The organism is Enterobacter sp. 2VL, assembly GCF_005503595.1.
GTDB lineage: Bacteria > Pseudomonadota > Gammaproteobacteria > Enterobacterales > Enterobacteriaceae > Enterobacter > Enterobacter cancerogenus.
On the sequence record NZ_SCNE01000006.1, the window covers coordinates 272148 to 290505 of the forward strand.

Genomic DNA, 18358 nt, shown 5'->3' on the forward strand with positions numbered 1-18358 from the left:
ATCATGTCACAAGTAACTCAAAATAAAGTGGTCGCGGCGCCGGTTCCTATGACCCCGCTGCAGGAGTTCTGGCACTATTTCAAGCGCAACAAAGGCGCGGTTATCGGGCTGGTCTATGTCACCATCATGATCCTGATTGCAGTGTTTGCGAACGTGCTTTCACCGTATAACCCGGCGGATCAGTTCCGCGATGCGCTGCTCGCGCCACCTGCCTGGCAGGACGGCGGCAGCCTGACGCACCTGCTGGGGACCGATGACGTGGGCCGCGACGTGCTGTCCCGCCTGATGTACGGCGCGCGCCTGTCGCTGCTGGTCGGCTGTCTGGTGGTGGTGCTGTCGCTGATCATGGGCGTGGTTCTCGGTCTGATTGCTGGCTACTTCGGCGGTATCGTAGATAACATCATCATGCGCATCGTCGATATCATGCTGGCGCTGCCAAGCCTGCTGCTGGCTCTGGTGCTGGTGGCGGTCTTTGGGCCGTCGATAGGTAACGCCGCCCTGGCGCTGACCTTCGTGGCCCTTCCGCACTACGTCCGATTAACCCGCGCGGCCGTTCTGGTTGAAGTGAACCGCGACTATGTGACCGCTTCTCGCGTGGCGGGAGCAGGCGCCATGCGCCAGATGTTCGTCAACATTCTTCCTAACTGCCTTGCACCGCTGATTGTTCAGGCGTCGCTTGGTTTCTCTAACGCCATTCTTGATATGGCCGCTCTTGGCTTCCTTGGCATGGGTGCGCAGCCGCCAACACCGGAGTGGGGCACCATGCTCTCCGACGTGTTGCAGTTCGCACAAAGCGCCTGGTGGGTCGTCACCTTCCCGGGTGTGGCGATTCTGCTGACGGTGCTGGCATTTAACCTGATGGGTGATGGTCTGCGTGATGCACTTGATCCCAAACTGAAGCAGTAAGAGGCACGAGATGGCGTTATTAACTATAGATAAATTATCGGTGCACTTCGGAGACGAAGGCACACCGTTTCGCGCCGTGGACCGCATCAGCTACAGCGTAAATCAGGGCGAAGTGGTCGGCATTGTTGGGGAATCTGGTTCCGGTAAATCGGTGAGTTCACTGGCGATCATGGGCTTGATTGACTATCCCGGTCGCGTGATGGCAGAAAGCCTGACCTTTAACGGCCAGGATCTGAAGCGCATCTCCGAAAAAGAGCGTCGCCAGCTGGTGGGCGCTGAAGTGGCGATGATCTTCCAGGACCCGATGACCAGCCTCAACCCTTGCTACACCGTTGGCTACCAGATTATGGAAGCCATTAAGGTGCACCAGGGCGGCAATAAGAAAACGCGTCGTCAGCGGGCTATCGACCTGCTGACGCAGGTGGGAATACCTGACCCGGCATCGCGTCTGGACGTTTATCCGCACCAGCTCTCCGGCGGGATGAGCCAGCGCGTGATGATCGCCATGGCGATTGCCTGTCGGCCAAAGCTGCTAATTGCCGATGAGCCGACCACCGCGCTGGACGTAACGATTCAGGCGCAAATCATCGAACTTCTGCTGGAGCTACAGCAGAAAGAGAACATGGCGCTGGTACTGATTACGCACGACCTGGCACTGGTGGCTGAAGCGGCCCATAAAATTATCGTGATGTACGCAGGGCAGGTTGTGGAAACCGGCAACTCGCACGATATCTTCCGCGCGCCGCGTCACCCGTATACCCAGGCGCTTTTGCGCGCGCTGCCGGAGTTTGCTCAGGATAAAGCGCGTCTGGCCTCGCTTCCGGGCGTGGTGCCGGGCAAATATGACCGTCCGCAGGGCTGCCTGCTTAACCCGCGCTGCCCGTATGCGACGGACAAATGCCGTGTCGATGAGCCAGAGCTGAATATGCTGGCTGACGGCCGCCAGTCGAAATGTCACTACCCACTCGATGATGCCGGGAGGCCAACACTATGAGTACGCAACAGGCCGCCACGCAACACATGCTGTTGCAGGCCATCGACCTGAAAAAACATTACCCGGTCAAAAAGGGGATGTTTGCCCCTGAGCGTCTGGTGAAAGCGCTGGATGGCGTATCCTTTACCCTCGAACGCGGTAAAACGCTGGCGGTGGTGGGGGAGTCGGGCTGCGGTAAATCTACCCTGGGCCGTCTGCTGACGATGATCGAAACGCCGACCGGCGGTGAGCTTTATTATCAGGGTCAGGATCTGCTCAAACACGATCCGCAGGCGCAGAAACTGCGTCGCCAGAAAATCCAGATCGTCTTCCAGAACCCGTACGGTTCTCTGAACCCGCGCAAAAAAGTGGGGCAGATTCTGGAAGAGCCGCTGCAGATCAACGCTATTCTGAGCAAAGAGCAGCGTCGTGAAAAAGCGCTGGCGATGATGGCGAAGGTGGGCCTCAAAACCGAACACTACGATCGTTACCCGCACATGTTCTCCGGTGGCCAGCGTCAACGTATCGCCATTGCCCGTGGTCTGATGCTTGACCCGGACGTAGTGATTGCCGACGAACCGGTTTCAGCGCTCGACGTTTCCGTGCGCGCGCAGGTGCTGAACCTGATGATGGATCTGCAGCAGGAGCTGGGGCTGTCGTACGTATTTATCTCGCACGATCTCTCCGTGGTGGAGCACATTGCTGACGAAGTGATGGTGATGTATCTCGGGCGCTGCGTGGAGAAGGGGACCAAAGACCAGATCTTTACGAATCCTCGTCACCCGTACACCCAGGCGCTGCTATCGGCTACGCCGCGTCTGAACCCGGATGACCGTCGCGAGCGCATCAAGCTCACCGGCGAACTGCCAAGCCCGCTGAATCCGCCGCCGGGGTGTGCGTTCAACGCTCGCTGCCGTCGCCGCTTTGGTCCCTGCACACAGTTGCAGCCGCAGCTGAAGGATTACGGTGGACAACTGGTGGCCTGCTTCGCGGTCGATCAGGATGAAAACGGCGAGAAGCCGCAGGCGTAAACAAAAAAACCGGCACTGAGCCGGTTTTTTTATACCTGAAAGATTACTTCCGCAACCGGATCTGGTCGACAGCGTGTTTCTCACTCTTGGTGAGGATCAGGCTGGCGCGCTCGCGCGTTGGCAGGATGTTCTCTTTGAGGTTCACGTAGTTGATCTCATTCCACAGCCCCGTCGCGACCTTAATAGCCTCTTCTTTAGAGAGATGCGCGTAGTTATGGAAGTAAGAATCAGGATCGGTGAACGCCCCTTCACGGAACTTCAGGAAGCGGTTGATATACCAGCTTTGCAGCAAATCTTCCGGCGCATCGACATAGATAGAGAAGTCCACGAAGTCAGAAACGAATACGTGATGCGGGTCGTGAGGATAATCCATCCCGCTTTGCAGCACGTTTAACCCTTCGAGGATCAGGATATCCGGCTGCACTACCGTTTTGTCGCCGTCCGGGATGCGGTCATAGATTAAATGCGAATAGACCGGCGCGGTCACGTTCGGCGCGCCCGATTTCAGATCAGAGACGAATTTCACCAGCCGGTGCATATCATAGGAGAGCGGGAAGCCTTTCTTCTTCATCAGACCGCGCTCTTTTAACACCTCATTCGGGTGCAGGAAGCCATCGGTGGTGATCAGCTCCACGCTGCGGTGTTCCGGCCAGCGGCTCAGCAGCGCCTGCAATACGCGCGCAGTGGTGCTTTTACCTACCGCCACGCTGCCCGCAATGCTGATGATATAAGGAATGCGTTGGCCATTGGTTCCGAGGAACTGCTCCAGCACCGCCTGACGGCGCAGGTTGGAGCTTATATAGAAGTTAAGCAAGCGAGAGAGGGGAAGATAGATCTCTGCCACCTCTTCCAGGGAGAGATCTTCGTTTATCCCTTTTAACCGTGCGATTTCGCCTTCCGTCAGCGTCATGGGGACGGAGTCACGCAGGGCAGCCCACTGGCTGCGGTTAAACTGAAGATAAGGCGTCATTAACGTTTGCTCTTTTTTGCTCATAAGCATGCTTCTGTGAACCGCCACAGACCGGCGCGTAACGGCTCATCACATAGTTAATTTTGGACAATGGGCAGGAGGTTAACACCAGATGACAGGAATAATAAGAAAAAATATGGGAAAGCGGTGCGTTACGCGGGAGCCATCACGCCAGAGTAACGCAGGGCAAAACGGGGGTTTCCGCTGATTTTTTGTTCGCGAGTGAATGATTTTACAGCACTCGACGCTACTTTCGAATAAAATGTGAGCGAAAGAACGTTTTATGCAATTTTTTAGTTGCATGACTGCGCAGGTCTCCATAGAATGCGCGCTACTTGATGCCGACTTAGCTCAGTAGGTAGAGCAACTGACTTGTAATCAGTAGGTCACCAGTTCGATTCCGGTAGTCGGCACCATCAAGTCCGGTGGGGTTCCCGAGCGGCCAAAGGGAGCAGACTGTAAATCTGCCGTCACAGACTTCGAAGGTTCGAATCCTTCCCCCACCACCACTTTCTGGCAGCGAATATGCCGCCGGAGCTGGTTGGAAAAATTGACCAGCTCGAACTTAAAAAGAGAGAAATCTCTTTTTTTGTTACAGAAAGAACTGGGTAGCCGAGTTTCAGGATGCGGGCATCGTATAATGGCTATTACCTCAGCCTTCCAAGCTGATGATGCGGGTTCGATTCCCGCTGCCCGCTCCAATACGTGCTGATATGGCTCAGTTGGTAGAGCGCACCCTTGGTAAGGGTGAGGTCCCCAGTTCGACTCTGGGTATCAGCACCACTTCACTTCTCCTCCCTTTTCTCTCTGTTTCAATGTAAATGTATTCAACAGTTCAGGCATTTCGCCTGGTTGATGTGGTGATATCACCGATTTATCCGTGTCTTAGAGGGACAATCGATGTCTAAAGAAAAGTTTGAACGTACAAAACCGCACGTTAACGTCGGTACTATCGGCCACGTTGACCATGGTAAAACAACGCTGACCGCTGCAATCACTACCGTACTGGCTAAGACCTACGGCGGTGCTGCTCGCGCATTCGACCAGATCGATAACGCACCAGAAGAAAAAGCGCGTGGTATCACCATCAACACGTCCCACGTTGAGTATGACACCCCGACTCGCCACTACGCACACGTAGACTGCCCAGGCCACGCCGACTATGTTAAAAACATGATCACCGGTGCTGCGCAGATGGACGGCGCGATCCTGGTTGTTGCTGCGACTGACGGCCCAATGCCTCAGACTCGTGAGCACATCCTGCTGGGTCGTCAGGTAGGCGTTCCTTACATCATCGTGTTCCTGAACAAGTGCGACATGGTTGATGACGAAGAGCTGCTGGAACTGGTAGAGATGGAAGTTCGTGAACTGCTGTCTCAGTACGATTTCCCAGGCGACGACACCCCAATCGTTCGTGGTTCCGCGCTGAAAGCGCTGGAAGGCGAAGCAGAGTGGGAAGCAAAAATCATCGAACTGGCTGGCTTCCTGGATTCTTACATCCCAGAACCAGAGCGTGCGATTGACAAGCCATTCCTGCTGCCAATCGAAGACGTATTCTCCATCTCCGGTCGTGGTACCGTTGTTACCGGTCGTGTAGAGCGCGGTATCATCAAAGTTGGTGAAGAAGTTGAAATCGTTGGTATCAAAGATACTGCGAAATCTACCTGTACTGGCGTTGAAATGTTCCGCAAACTGCTGGACGAAGGCCGTGCTGGTGAGAACGTTGGTGTTCTGCTGCGTGGTATCAAACGCGAAGAAATCGAACGTGGTCAGGTTCTGGCGAAGCCAGGCTCAATCAAGCCACACACCAAGTTCGAATCTGAAGTGTACATCCTGTCCAAAGACGAAGGCGGCCGTCATACTCCGTTCTTCAAAGGCTACCGTCCACAGTTCTACTTCCGTACAACTGACGTGACCGGTACCATCGAACTGCCAGAAGGCGTAGAGATGGTAATGCCAGGCGACAACATCAAGATGGTTGTGACGCTGATCCACCCAATCGCGATGGACGACGGTCTGCGTTTCGCAATCCGTGAAGGCGGCCGTACCGTTGGCGCGGGCGTTGTTGCTAAAGTTCTCGGCTAATTGCTGATAACATTTGACGCAATGCGCAATAAAAGGGCATCATTTGATGCCCTTTTTGCACGCTTTCACATCAGAACCTGGCTCATCAGTGATTATTTTTGTCATAATCATTGCTGAGACAGGCTCTGCAGAGAGCGTATAATCCGAAAAGCGAATATGCGTTTCGATTTGGTTTGCCTCGCGATCGCGGGGTGAAAATGTTTGTAGAATACTTCTGACAGGTTGGTTTATGAGTGCGAATACCGAAGCTCAAGGAAGCGGGCGCGGCCTGGAAGCGATGAAATGGGTAGTTGTTGCCGTGCTGCTTCTCGTAGCGATTGTTGGCAACTATCTTTATCGTGACATGATGCTGCCGCTCCGCGCGCTTGCAGTGGTAATTCTGATTGCTGCAGCGGGTGGTGTCGCGCTGTTGACAACGAAAGGCAAAGCGACCGTTGCTTTTGCTCGCGAAGCGCGTACTGAAGTCCGCAAGGTAATTTGGCCGACTCGCCAGGAAACATTGCACACCACGCTGATTGTAGCGGCGGTTACCGCTGTAATGTCACTGATCCTGTGGGGACTGGATGGTATTCTGGTTCGCCTGGTATCCTTTATCACTGGCCTGAGGTTCTGAGATGTCTGAAGCCCCTAAAAAGCGCTGGTACGTCGTTCAGGCGTTTTCCGGTTTTGAAGGCCGCGTAGCAACGTCGCTGCGTGAGCATATCAAATTACACAACATGGAAGAGTTATTTGGCGAAGTTATGGTTCCAACCGAAGAAGTGGTTGAGATCCGTGGCGGCCAACGTCGCAAAAGCGAGCGTAAATTCTTCCCGGGTTACGTGCTGGTTCAAATGGTTATGAACGACGCGAGCTGGCACCTGGTGCGCAGCGTACCACGCGTGATGGGCTTTATCGGCGGCACGTCCGACCGTCCGGCGCCAATCAGCGATAAAGAAGTTGATGCGATTATGAACCGCCTGCAGCAGGTGGGTGATAAGCCGCGTCCTAAAACGCTGTTTGAACCGGGTGAGATGGTTCGTGTTAGTGATGGTCCGTTTGCTGACTTTAACGGCGTGGTTGAAGAAGTCGACTACGAGAAGTCCCGCCTGAAAGTTTCTGTGTCTATCTTTGGTCGTGCGACCCCGGTAGAGCTGGACTTTGCCCAGGTAGAAAAAGCCTAAGCAGCGATCAAAAAAGCGGCGATTTAATCGTTGCACAGGGCGCGAGATTGGAATACAATTTCGCGCCTTTTGTTTTTATGGGCCTGGCCCGTAAAACGATTTTTATTCACGGGGAGCCTTTTTGAGGCGTTATTACCCAATCAGAGGATTTTAGAATGGCTAAGAAAGTACAAGCCTACGTCAAGCTGCAGGTTGCAGCTGGTATGGCGAACCCAAGTCCACCAGTTGGTCCAGCTCTGGGTCAGCAAGGTGTGAACATCATGGAATTCTGTAAAGCGTTCAACGCCAAAACCGAATCCCTGGAAAAAGGTCTGCCAATCCCAGTCGTAATCACTGTTTACGCTGACCGTTCTTTCACTTTCGTTACCAAAACCCCTCCAGCAGCAGTTCTGCTGAAGAAAGCAGCGGGCATCAAGTCTGGTTCCGGTAAGCCGAACAAAGACAAAGTCGGTAAAATTTCCCGCGCTCAGCTGCAGGAAATCGCGCAGACTAAAGCTGCCGACATGACTGGTTCCGACATTGAAGCGATGACTCGCTCCATTGAAGGTACTGCACGTTCCATGGGCCTGGTAGTGGAGGACTAAGAAATGGCTAAACTGACCAAGCGCATGTCCGTGATCCGTGACAAAGTTGATGCGACCAAACAGTACGACATCAACGAAGCTATCGCTCTGCTGAAAGAACTGGCTACCGCTAAGTTCGTTGAAAGCGTTGACGTTGCCGTTAACCTGGGCATCGACGCTCGTAAATCCGATCAGAACGTTCGTGGCGCAACTGTACTGCCACACGGTACTGGCCGTTCCGTTCGCGTAGCTGTATTTGCTCAGGGTGCAAACGCTGAAGCTGCTAAAGCTGCCGGCGCTGAACTGGTAGGTATGGAAGATCTGGCTGATCAGATCAAGAAAGGCGAAATGAACTTTGACGTTGTTATTGCTTCTCCAGATGCAATGCGCGTTGTTGGCCAGCTGGGCCAGGTTCTGGGTCCACGCGGCCTGATGCCAAACCCGAAAGTTGGTACTGTAACCCCTAACGTTGCTGAAGCGGTTAAGAACGCTAAAGCAGGTCAGGTTCGTTATCGTAACGACAAAAACGGCATCATCCACACCACCATCGGTAAAGTGGACTTTGACGCTGACAAACTGAAAGAAAACCTGGAATCTCTGCTGGTTGCGCTGAAAAAAGCAAAACCAACTCAGGCGAAAGGCGTGTACATCAAGAAAGTTAGCATCTCCACCACCATGGGTGCAGGTGTTGCAGTTGACCAGGCTGGCCTGAGCGCTGCTGCAAACTAATGCCTTTACGTGGGCGGTGATTTTGTCTACAATCTTACCCCCACGTTTGCTAACGAAAGTTAGCGGCTAAAAAGATTTGTTCGTTGGAGCCTGGCCTATCCAGGCCTCCGTCGAAGACCGCAGGTGTTTCGTAAGAAACTTAATCCCCTGCGTAGACGGTGACAGAACGCTAAGATTATTTTTTGAATACTCTGGCTTGTTTCTGCTCACCGTATTAAGACGCTCTTTCCGTTTGGGAGAGTGAAGTGAGTTCCGGAACATGAGTTCCGGCAAACATCCAGGAGCAAAGCTAATGGCTTTAAATCTTCAAGACAAACAAGCGATTGTTGCTGAAGTCAGCGAAGTAGCCAAAGGCGCGCTGTCTGCAGTAGTTGCGGATTCCCGTGGCGTTACTGTAGACAAAATGACTGAACTGCGTAAAGCAGGTCGTGAAGCTGGCGTATACATGCGTGTTGTTCGTAACACCCTGCTGCGTCGCGTCGTTGAAGGTACTCAGTTTGAGTGCCTGAAAGACACGTTTGTTGGTCCGACCCTGATTGCATACTCTATGGAACACCCGGGCGCTGCTGCTCGTCTGTTCAAAGAGTTCGCGAAAGCGAATGCAAAATTTGAGGTCAAAGCTGCAGCCTTTGAAGGTGAGTTGATCCCGGCATCGCAAATCGATCGCCTGGCAACCCTGCCGACCTACGAAGAAGCAATTGCACGCCTGATGGCAACCATGAAAGAAGCTTCGGCTGGCAAACTGGTTCGCACTCTGGCTGCTGTTCGCGATGCGAAAGAAGCTGCTTAATAGCAGTTATCTTTATAAAGCATTTGCTTACGTATAAACTTATTCTGATTTTCAGGAACAATTTAAATGTCTATCACTAAAGATCAAATCATTGAAGCAGTTGCAGCTATGTCCGTAATGGACGTTGTAGAACTGATCTCTGCAATGGAAGAAAAATTCGGTGTTTCCGCTGCTGCTGCTGTAGCTGTAGCTGCTGGCCCGGCTGAAGCTGCTGAAGAAAAAACTGAATTCGACGTAATTCTGAAAGCTGCAGGCGCTAACAAAGTTGCTGTTATCAAAGCAGTACGTGGCGCAACTGGCCTGGGTCTGAAAGAAGCTAAAGACCTGGTAGAATCTGCTCCAGCTGCGCTGAAAGAAGGCGTGAGCAAAGATGACGCAGAAGCACTGAAAAAATCTCTGGAAGAAGCTGGCGCTGAAGTTGAAGTTAAATAAGCCAACTTTTCTGGTTGCAGCCTAAGTCATTAGGCTGATGGCTGGTGACTTTTTAGTCACCAGCCTTTTTGCGCTGTAAGGCATCAGCAGCATTTCACACTGTTTGACTGCTGGTTGTCCTGACAATGCATGTTTCTATCGACGACTTAATATATTGCGACAGGGTGCTCGCTCTGTGTAAATCGCGACGAAATGATTTAAGCGTGATAGCAACAGGTATTGCGGAAAGTATTCAATTTTCCGGTCCACAAAATGGTGTTGCACAAACTGTCCCTTCGTCGGACAGATGCGTCGACTTGTCAGCGAGCTGAGGAACCCTATGGTTTACTCCTATACCGAGAAAAAACGTATTCGTAAGGATTTTGGTAAACGTCCACAAGTTCTGGACATACCTTATCTCCTTTCTATCCAGCTTGACTCGTTCCAGAAGTTTATCGAGCAAGATCCTGAAGGGCAGTACGGCCTGGAAGCAGCCTTCCGCTCCGTGTTCCCAATTCAGAGCTACAGCGGTAATTCCGAGCTGCAGTACGTCAGCTATCGCCTTGGCGAACCGGTGTTTGACGTTCAGGAATGTCAGATCCGTGGCGTGACCTATTCCGCACCGCTGCGCGTAAAACTGCGTCTGGTGATCTACGAGCGCGAAGCGCCGGAAGGCACCGTAAAAGACATTAAAGAACAAGAAGTCTACATGGGTGAAATTCCACTCATGACGGACAACGGTACTTTCGTTATCAACGGTACTGAGCGTGTTATCGTTTCCCAGCTGCATCGTAGCCCGGGCGTTTTCTTCGACAGCGATAAAGGTAAAACACACTCTTCCGGTAAAGTACTGTATAACGCACGCATCATCCCTTACCGTGGTTCATGGCTGGACTTTGAGTTCGATCCGAAAGACAACCTGTTTGTCCGTATCGACCGTCGTCGTAAACTGCCTGCAACCATCATCCTGCGTGCGCTGCAATATACGACTGAACAGATCCTGGACCTGTTCTTCGAGAAAGTGATCTTTGAAATCCGCGACAACAAGCTGCAGATGGAGCTGGTGCCGGAACGTCTGCGTGGTGAGACCGCGTCGTTCGACATCGAAGCCGACGGCAAAGTGTATGTGGAAAAAGGTCGCCGTATTACTGCGCGCCATATTCGTCAGCTGGAAAAAGATGATATCAAACTCATCGAAGTACCGGTTGAATACATTGCAGGAAAAGTATCCGCGAAAGATTACGTTGACGAGTCAACTGGCGAGCTGATCTGCCCGGCTAACATGGAGCTGAGCCTGGATCTGCTGGCTAAGCTGAGCCAGTCTGGTCACAAACGTATCGAAACGCTGTTCACCAACGATCTGGACCACGGTGCGTATATCTCTGAGACCATTCGCGTCGACCCAACGACCGATCGTCTGAGCGCGCTGGTAGAAATCTACCGCATGATGCGCCCTGGTGAGCCACCAACTCGTGAAGCAGCTGAAAGCCTGTTTGAGAACCTGTTCTTCTCCGAAGACCGCTACGATCTGTCTGCGGTAGGTCGTATGAAGTTCAACCGTTCTCTGCTGCGTGAAGAAATCGAAGGTTCCGGAATCCTGAGCAAAGACGACATCATCGAAGTGATGAAGAAGCTCATCGATATCCGTAACGGCAAAGGCGAAGTGGATGATATCGACCACCTCGGCAACCGTCGTATCCGTTCCGTAGGCGAAATGGCGGAAAACCAGTTCCGCGTTGGCCTGGTACGTGTAGAGCGTGCGGTGAAAGAGCGTCTGTCTCTGGGCGATCTGGATACCCTGATGCCTCAGGATATGATCAACGCCAAGCCGATTTCTGCAGCCGTGAAAGAGTTCTTCGGTTCCAGCCAGCTGTCTCAGTTTATGGACCAGAACAACCCGCTGTCTGAGATTACGCACAAGCGTCGTATCTCTGCACTCGGCCCAGGCGGTCTGACCCGTGAACGTGCAGGCTTCGAAGTTCGAGACGTACACCCGACGCACTACGGTCGCGTATGTCCAATCGAAACGCCTGAAGGTCCAAACATCGGTCTCATCAACTCCCTGTCCGTGTACGCACAGACTAACGAATACGGTTTCCTCGAGACTCCGTACCGTAAAGTGACTGACGGTGTTGTAACCGACGAAATTCATTACCTGTCTGCTATCGAAGAAGGCAACTACGTTATCGCTCAGGCGAACTCCAACCTGGATGACGAAGGCCACTTTGTAGAAGATCTCGTTACCTGTCGTAGCAAAGGCGAATCCAGCCTGTTCAGCCGTGACCAGGTTGACTACATGGACGTTTCCACCCAGCAGGTGGTCTCCGTCGGTGCGTCCCTGATCCCGTTCCTGGAACACGATGACGCCAACCGTGCATTGATGGGTGCGAACATGCAACGTCAGGCCGTTCCAACGCTGCGCGCTGATAAGCCGCTGGTTGGTACCGGTATGGAACGTGCTGTTGCCGTTGACTCCGGTGTAACTGCGGTTGCTAAACGTGGCGGTACCGTTCAGTACGTGGATGCTTCCCGTATCGTTATTAAAGTTAACGAAGACGAGATGTACCCGGGCGAAGCAGGTATCGACATTTATAACCTGACCAAATACACCCGTTCTAACCAGAACACCTGTATCAACCAGATGCCATGCGTGTCTCTGGGTGAGCCAGTTGAGCGCGGCGACGTGCTGGCAGACGGTCCGTCCACCGACCTCGGTGAACTGGCGCTCGGTCAGAACATGCGTGTAGCGTTCATGCCGTGGAACGGTTACAACTTCGAAGACTCCATCCTCGTCTCCGAGCGTGTGGTTCAGGAAGATCGTTTCACCACCATCCACATTCAGGAACTGGCGTGTGTGTCCCGTGACACCAAGCTGGGGCCAGAAGAGATCACCGCTGACATCCCTAACGTGGGTGAAGCTGCGCTCTCCAAGCTGGATGAATCCGGTATTGTTTACATCGGTGCGGAAGTGACCGGCGGCGACATTCTGGTTGGTAAGGTTACGCCAAAAGGTGAAACCCAGCTGACGCCAGAAGAAAAACTGCTGCGTGCAATCTTCGGTGAGAAAGCGTCTGACGTTAAAGACTCTTCTTTGCGCGTACCAAACGGTGTATCCGGTACGGTTATCGACGTTCAGGTCTTCACTCGTGATGGCGTTGAAAAAGATAAACGTGCGCTGGAAATCGAAGAGATGCAGCTCAAGCAGGCGAAAAAAGACCTGTCTGAAGAACTGCAGATCCTCGAAGCAGGTCTGTTCAGCCGTATCTATGCGGTACTCGTTGCCGGTGGCATCGAAGCTGAGAAGCTCGACAAACTGCCACGCGATCGCTGGCTGGAACTGGGCCTGACCGACGAAGAGAAACAGAATCAGCTGGAACAGCTGGCTGAGCAGTATGACGAACTGAAACACGAGTTCGAGAAAAAACTCGAAGCGAAACGCCGTAAAATCACTCAGGGCGACGATCTGGCACCAGGCGTGCTGAAGATTGTTAAGGTGTATCTGGCCGTTAAACGTCAGATCCAGCCTGGTGATAAGATGGCAGGTCGTCACGGTAACAAGGGTGTTATTTCTAAGATCAACCCGATCGAAGATATGCCGCACGATGCTAACGGTACGCCGGTAGATATCGTACTGAACCCACTGGGCGTACCGTCTCGTATGAACATCGGTCAGATTCTGGAAACCCACCTGGGTATGGCTGCGAAAGGTATCGGCGATAAGATCAACGCCATGCTGAAGCAGCAGGAAGAAGTCGCAAAACTGCGCGAATTCATCCAGCGTGCCTACGATCTGGGTACCGACGTTCGCCAGAAAGTCGACCTGAATACCTTCAGCGATGACGAAGTGCTGCGTCTGGCCGAGAACCTGAAAAAAGGTATGCCAATCGCAACGCCAGTCTTCGACGGTGCGAAAGAATCTGAAATCAAAGAGCTGCTGCAACTGGGTGGTCTGCCGTCTTCCGGTCAGATTACGCTGTTTGATGGTCGTACCGGTGAACAGTTTGAGCGTCAGGTAACCGTCGGTTACATGTACATGCTGAAACTGAACCACCTGGTCGATGACAAGATGCACGCTCGTTCCACCGGTTCTTACAGCCTGGTTACTCAGCAGCCGCTGGGTGGTAAGGCACAGTTCGGTGGTCAGCGCTTTGGTGAGATGGAAGTGTGGGCGCTGGAAGCATACGGCGCAGCATACACCCTGCAGGAAATGCTTACCGTTAAGTCTGATGACGTGAACGGTCGTACCAAGATGTATAAAAACATCGTGGACGGCAACCATCAGATGGAGCCGGGCATGCCAGAATCCTTCAACGTACTGTTGAAAGAGATTCGTTCGCTGGGTATCAACATCGAACTGGAAGACGAGTAATTCTCGCTCAAACAGGTCACTGGTGTCGGGTTAATCCCCGACACCAGATTGTGCTAACTCCGACGGGAGCAAATCCGTGAAAGATTTATTAAAGTTTCTGAAAGCGCAGACTAAAACCGAAGAGTTTGATGCGATCAAAATTGCTCTGGCTTCGCCAGACATGATCCGTTCATGGTCTTTCGGTGAAGTCAAAAAGCCGGAAACCATCAACTACCGTACGTTCAAGCCTGAGCGTGACGGCCTTTTCTGTGCGCGTATTTTCGGGCCAGTAAAAGACTACGAGTGCCTGTGCGGTAAGTACAAGCGCCTGAAACACCGTGGTGTGATCTGTGAGAAGTGCGGCGTTGAAGTGACCCAGACCAAAGTGCGTCGTGAACGCATGGGCCACATCGAGCTGGCGTCTCCAACGGCGCACATCTGGTTCCTGAAATCTCTGCCGTCCCGTATCGGTCTGCTGCTGGATATGCCGCTGCGCGATATCGAACGTGTTCTGTACTTCGAATCTTATGTGGTTATCGAAGGCGGGATGACGAACCTGGAACGTCACCAGATTCTGACCGAAGAACAGTATCTGGACGCGCTGGAAGAGTTCGGTGACGAATTCGACGCGAAGATGGGTGCGGAAGCTATTCAGGCCCTGCTGAAGAGCATGGATCTGGAGCAAGAGTGCGAGCAGCTGCGTGAAGAGCTGAACGAAACTAACTCCGAAACCAAGCGTAAAAAGCTGACCAAGCGTATCAAACTGCTGGAAGCGTTCGTTCAGTCTGGTAACAAGCCAGAGTGGATGATCCTGACCGTTCTGCCGGTTCTGCCGCCAGATCTGCGTCCACTGGTTCCGCTTGATGGTGGTCGTTTCGCGACGTCTGACCTGAACGATCTGTATCGTCGCGTTATTAACCGTAACAACCGTCTGAAACGCCTGCTGGATCTGGCTGCGCCTGACATCATCGTACGTAACGAAAAACGTATGCTGCAGGAAGCGGTCGATGCCCTGCTGGATAACGGTCGTCGCGGTCGTGCGATCACCGGTTCTAACAAACGTCCTCTGAAATCTTTGGCCGACATGATCAAAGGTAAGCAGGGTCGTTTCCGTCAGAACCTGCTCGGTAAGCGTGTTGACTACTCCGGTCGTTCTGTTATCACCGTAGGTCCATACCTGCGTCTGCATCAGTGCGGTCTGCCGAAGAAAATGGCACTGGAGCTGTTCAAACCGTTCATCTACGGCAAGCTGGAGCTGCGTGGCCTCGCCACCACCATCAAAGCCGCTAAGAAAATGGTTGAGCGTGAAGAAGCTGTCGTTTGGGATATCCTGGACGAAGTAATCCGCGAACACCCGGTACTGCTGAACCGTGCACCAACCCTGCACCGTCTGGGTATCCAGGCATTTGAGCCAGTACTGATCGAAGGTAAAGCTATCCAGCTGCACCCGCTGGTTTGTGCGGCCTATAACGCCGACTTCGATGGTGACCAGATGGCTGTTCACGTACCGCTGACGCTGGAAGCCCAGCTGGAAGCGCGTGCGCTGATGATGTCTACCAACAACATCCTGTCTCCAGCGAACGGTGAGCCAATCATTGTTCCTTCTCAGGACGTTGTATTGGGTCTGTACTACATGACCCGTGACTGTGTTAACGCCAAAGGCGAAGGCATGGTGCTGACTGGCCCGAAAGAAGCTGAGCGTATTTATCGCGCTGGCCTGGCCTCTCTGCATGCGCGCGTTAAAGTGCGTATCACCGAATATGAAAAAGATGAAAACGGCGAGTTCGTTGCGAAAACCAGCATCAAAGACACGACCGTTGGCCGTGCGATTCTGTGGATGATCGTACCGAAAGGTCTGCCTTTCTCCATCGTCAACCAGGCGCTGGGCAAGAAAGCGATCTCCAAAATGCTGAATACCTGTTACCGCATTTTGGGTCTGAAGCCGACTGTAATCTTCGCTGACCAGACGATGTACACCGGCTTTGCTTATGCAGCGCGTTCAGGTGCCTCTGTTGGTATCGATGACATGGTTATCCCAGAGAAGAAACACGAGATCATCTCTGAAGCGGAAGCCGAAGTTGCTGAGATCCAGGAGCAGTTCCAGTCTGGTCTGGTCACCGCGGGCGAACGCTACAACAAAGTTATCGATATCTGGGCAGCGGCGAACGATCGTGTATCCAAAGCGATGATGGATAACCTGCAAACCGAAACCGTGATTAACCGTGACGGCGTCGAAGAGCAGCAGGTTTCCTTCAACAGCATCTACATGATGGCCGACTCCGGTGCGCGTGGTTCTGCAGCACAGATTCGTCAGCTGGCAGGTATGCGTGGTCTGATGGCGAAGCCAGATGGCTCCATCATCGAAACGCCAATCACCGCGAACTTCCGTGAAGGTCTGAACGTACTCCAGTACTTCATCTCCACCCACGGTGCGCGTAAAGGTCTGGCGGATACCGCACTGAAAACAGCGAACTCCGGTTATCTGACGCGTCGTCTGGTTGACGTTGCACAGGATCTGGTTGTTACTGAAGACGATTGTGGCACCCTCGAAGGTATCACCATGACCCCGGTTATCGAGGGTGGTGATGTTAAAGAGCCGCTGCGCGATCGCGTACTGGGTCGTGTTACCGCGGAAGACATTCTGAAGCCGGGTACCGCAGACATTCTGGTTCCACGCAACACGCTGCTGCACGAGCACTGGTGTGACCTGCTGGAAGCGAACTCTGTTGACTCCGTGAAAGTGCGTTCCGTTGTATCCTGTGACACCGACTTTGGTGTATGTGCACACTGCTATGGTCGTGACCTGGCGCGTGGCCACATCATCAACAAAGGTGAAGCAATCGGCGTTATCGCGGCACAGTCCATCGGTGAGCCGGGTACACAGCTGACGATGCGTACGTTCCACATCGGTGGTGCGGCATCTCGTGCGGCTGCTGAATCCAGCATCCAGGTGAAAAACAAAGGTAGCATCAAGCTCAGCAACGCGAAGTCTGTTGTTAACTCTGCAGGCAAGCTGGTTGTCACCTCACGTAACACCGAGCTGAAGCTGATCGACGAATTCGGTCGTACCAAAGAGAGCTATAAAGTGCCTTACGGTGCGGTTATGGCGAAAGGTGATGGCGAGCAGGTTGCCGGCGGTGAAACCGTTGCAAACTGGGATCCACACACCATGCCGGTTATCACCGAAGTAAGTGGTTTCATCCGCTTCACTGACATGATCGACGGCCAGACCATTACTCGTCAGACCGACGAGCTGACCGGTCTGTCTTCTCTGGTAGTTCTGGATTCTGCTGAGCGTACTGCCGGTGGTAAAGATCTGCGTCCTGCACTGAAAATCGTTGATGCTCAGGGTAACGACGTTCTGATCCCAGGTACCGATATGCCTGCGCAGTACTTCCTGCCGGGTAAAGCGATCGTTCAGCTGGAAGATGGTATTCAGATCGGTGCGGGTGATGCTCTGGCGCGTATTCCACAGGAATCCAGCGGTACCAAGGACATCACCGGTGGTCTGCCACGCGTTGCGGATCTGTTCGAAGCACGTCGTCCGAAAGAGCCGGCAATCCTGGCTGAAATCAGCGGTATCATTTCCTTCGGTAAAGAGACCAAAGGGAAACGTCGTCTGGTTATCACCCCAGTAGATGGCAGCGAACCGTACGAAGAGATGATTCCAAAATGGCGTCAGCTCAACGTGTTCGAAGGTGAACGTGTAGAACGTGGTGATGTTGTTTCCGATGGTCCAGAAGCACCGCACGACATTCTGCGTCTTCGTGGCGTACACGCGGTAACGCGTTACATCACCAACGAAGTACAGGACGTTTACCGTCTGCAAGGCGTTAAGATTAACGATAAGCACATCGAAGTTATCGTTCGTCAGATGCTGCGTAAAGCAACCATCGAAAACGCGGGCAGCTCCGACTTCCTGGAAGGCGAGCAGGTTGAATACTCTCGCGTGAAGATCGCTAACCGCGATCTGGAAGCGAACGGCAAAATCGGTGCGACTTACGCACGCGATCTGCTGGGTATCACCAAAGCGTCTCTGGCAACCGAGTCCTTCATCTCTGCAGCATCGTTCCAGGAAACCACGCGTGTCCTGACCGAAGCGGCTGTTGCGGGTAAACGTGATGAACTGCGCGGTCTGAAAGAGAACGTTATCGTGGGTCGTCTGATCCCGGCCGGTACCGGTTATGCGTACCACCAGGATCGTATGCGTCGTCGTGCGGCAGGCGAACTGCCAGCTGCACCGCAGGTTACTGCAGAAGATGCATCCGCGAGCCTGGCAGAACTGCTGAACGCAGGTCTGGGTGGTTCTGACAACGAGTAATCGTTGATGCCCGGCGGCGAACATTACCGGGCATGTACCACGGAGGTCGGGTAAGCGTAGCGTTACCCGAC

13 protein-coding genes and 4 tRNA genes are annotated in these 18358 nt (G+C 53.1%); 16 read left to right on the forward strand and 1 reads right to left on the reverse strand.

Annotated elements, in window-relative coordinates; genetic code table 11:
* Nucleotides 1-3 precede the first annotated feature (3 nt).
* From dppC to dppF, 3 genes are read left to right on the forward strand one after another with little or no spacing between them, the layout of a single operon-like run.
* A complete protein-coding gene (dppC, locus tag FFS28_RS16155; protein ID WP_137903469.1) occupies nt 4-906 on the forward strand; it encodes a dipeptide ABC transporter permease DppC in 903 nt (300 codons plus the stop codon).
* A gap of 10 nt (nt 907-916) precedes the next feature.
* Nucleotides 917-1900 carry a dipeptide ABC transporter ATP-binding protein gene (gene dppD / locus FFS28_RS16160; protein WP_137903470.1) on the forward strand — a complete coding sequence of 328 codons (984 nt, stop codon included), beginning with the start codon at nt 917-919 and terminating at the stop codon, nt 1898-1900.
* Nucleotides 1897-2910 (forward strand): dipeptide ABC transporter ATP-binding subunit DppF, encoded by a 1014-nt coding sequence (gene dppF, locus FFS28_RS16165; RefSeq protein ID WP_137903471.1) that lies wholly within the window; start codon nt 1897-1899, stop codon nt 2908-2910. Before dppD ends, dppF begins: the two co-directional genes overlap by 4 nt.
* 43 nt (nt 2911-2953) lie before the next feature.
* On the opposite strand, the gene coaA is transcribed toward dppF, so the two are convergent.
* Nucleotides 2954-3904 (reverse strand): type I pantothenate kinase, encoded by a 951-nt coding sequence (gene coaA, locus FFS28_RS16170; RefSeq protein ID WP_137903472.1) that lies wholly within the window; start codon nt 3902-3904, stop codon nt 2954-2956.
* Between the two features lie 316 nt (nt 3905-4220).
* Between coaA and FFS28_RS16175 the strand changes: the two genes are divergently transcribed.
* From FFS28_RS16175 to rpoC, 13 genes are all read left to right on the forward strand, one after another.
* Nucleotides 4221-4296: transfer RNA gene (locus FFS28_RS16175), tRNA-Thr, on the forward strand.
* Nucleotides 4297-4304: 8 nt separating this feature from the next.
* Nucleotides 4305-4389, forward strand: a tRNA-Tyr gene (locus tag FFS28_RS16180).
* A 117-nt stretch (nt 4390-4506) separates the two neighbouring features.
* Nucleotides 4507-4581, forward strand: a tRNA-Gly gene (locus tag FFS28_RS16185).
* 6 nt (nt 4582-4587) lie between these two features.
* Nucleotides 4588-4663 (forward strand) — tRNA-Thr (locus tag FFS28_RS16190).
* 117 nt (nt 4664-4780) lie between these two features.
* A complete protein-coding gene (gene tuf / locus FFS28_RS16195) occupies nt 4781-5965 on the forward strand; it encodes an elongation factor Tu (protein ID WP_058637001.1) in 1185 nt (394 codons plus the stop codon).
* Nucleotides 5966-6194: 229 nt separating this feature from the next.
* Complete coding sequence (secE, locus tag FFS28_RS16200) at nt 6195-6578, forward strand: preprotein translocase subunit SecE (RefSeq protein ID WP_003033128.1); 384 nt, start codon at nt 6195-6197, stop codon at nt 6576-6578.
* Between the two features lies 1 nt (nt 6579).
* Nucleotides 6580-7125 carry a transcription termination/antitermination protein NusG gene (nusG, locus tag FFS28_RS16205; protein WP_002438628.1) on the forward strand — a complete coding sequence of 182 codons (546 nt, stop codon included), beginning with the start codon at nt 6580-6582 and terminating at the stop codon, nt 7123-7125.
* 155 nt (nt 7126-7280) lie between these two features.
* Complete coding sequence (gene rplK, locus FFS28_RS16210; RefSeq protein WP_004097640.1) at nt 7281-7709, forward strand: 50S ribosomal protein L11; 429 nt, start codon at nt 7281-7283, stop codon at nt 7707-7709.
* 3 nt (nt 7710-7712) lie between these two features.
* Nucleotides 7713-8417 carry a 50S ribosomal protein L1 gene (rplA, locus tag FFS28_RS16215; RefSeq protein WP_006176745.1) on the forward strand — a complete coding sequence of 235 codons (705 nt, stop codon included), beginning with the start codon at nt 7713-7715 and terminating at the stop codon, nt 8415-8417.
* A gap of 292 nt (nt 8418-8709) precedes the next feature.
* The gene (gene rplJ / locus FFS28_RS16220; RefSeq protein ID WP_001207203.1) at nt 8710-9207 is read left to right on the forward strand and encodes a 50S ribosomal protein L10; all 498 of its coding nucleotides are present in this window, start codon (nt 8710-8712) and stop codon (nt 9205-9207) included.
* A 66-nt stretch (nt 9208-9273) separates the two neighbouring features.
* On the forward strand, nt 9274-9639 hold the full coding sequence (rplL, locus tag FFS28_RS16225; protein ID WP_006176746.1) for a 50S ribosomal protein L7/L12: 366 nt from the start codon (nt 9274-9276) through the stop codon (nt 9637-9639).
* Nucleotides 9640-9958: 319 nt separating this feature from the next.
* Nucleotides 9959-13987, forward strand: a complete 4029-nt coding sequence (gene rpoB, locus FFS28_RS16230) for a DNA-directed RNA polymerase subunit beta (protein WP_137903473.1) — start codon at nt 9959-9961, stop codon at nt 13985-13987.
* Nucleotides 13988-14063: 76 nt separating this feature from the next.
* A complete protein-coding gene (gene rpoC / locus FFS28_RS16235) occupies nt 14064-18287 on the forward strand; it encodes a DNA-directed RNA polymerase subunit beta' (protein ID WP_137903474.1) in 4224 nt (1407 codons plus the stop codon).
* Nucleotides 18288-18358: the final 71 nt, after the last annotated feature.

Excerpts from the sequence above, each read along its gene's own strand:
- secE (WP_003033128.1), top strand. The coding sequence starts at position 6,195 with ATGAGTGCGAATACCGAAGCTCAAGGAAGCGGGCGCGGCCTGGAAGCG.
- rplA (WP_006176745.1), top strand. The coding sequence starts at position 7,713 with ATGGCTAAACTGACCAAGCGCATGTCCGTGATCCGTGACAAAGTTGAT.
- rplL (WP_006176746.1), top strand. The coding sequence starts at position 9,274 with ATGTCTATCACTAAAGATCAAATCATTGAAGCAGTTGCAGCTATGTCC.
- rplJ (WP_001207203.1), top strand. The coding sequence starts at position 8,710 with ATGGCTTTAAATCTTCAAGACAAACAAGCGATTGTTGCTGAAGTCAGC.
- dppD (WP_137903470.1), top strand. The coding sequence starts at position 917 with ATGGCGTTATTAACTATAGATAAATTATCGGTGCACTTCGGAGACGAA.
- dppC (WP_137903469.1), top strand. The coding sequence starts at position 4 with ATGTCACAAGTAACTCAAAATAAAGTGGTCGCGGCGCCGGTTCCTATG.
- nusG (WP_002438628.1), top strand. The coding sequence starts at position 6,580 with ATGTCTGAAGCCCCTAAAAAGCGCTGGTACGTCGTTCAGGCGTTTTCC.
- dppF (WP_137903471.1), top strand. The coding sequence starts at position 1,897 with ATGAGTACGCAACAGGCCGCCACGCAACACATGCTGTTGCAGGCCATC.
- rpoB (WP_137903473.1), top strand. The coding sequence starts at position 9,959 with ATGGTTTACTCCTATACCGAGAAAAAACGTATTCGTAAGGATTTTGGT.
- coaA (WP_137903472.1), bottom strand. The coding sequence starts at position 3,904 with ATGAGCAAAAAAGAGCAAACGTTAATGACGCCTTATCTTCAGTTTAAC.
- tuf (WP_058637001.1), top strand. The coding sequence starts at position 4,781 with ATGTCTAAAGAAAAGTTTGAACGTACAAAACCGCACGTTAACGTCGGT.
- rplK (WP_004097640.1), top strand. The coding sequence starts at position 7,281 with ATGGCTAAGAAAGTACAAGCCTACGTCAAGCTGCAGGTTGCAGCTGGT.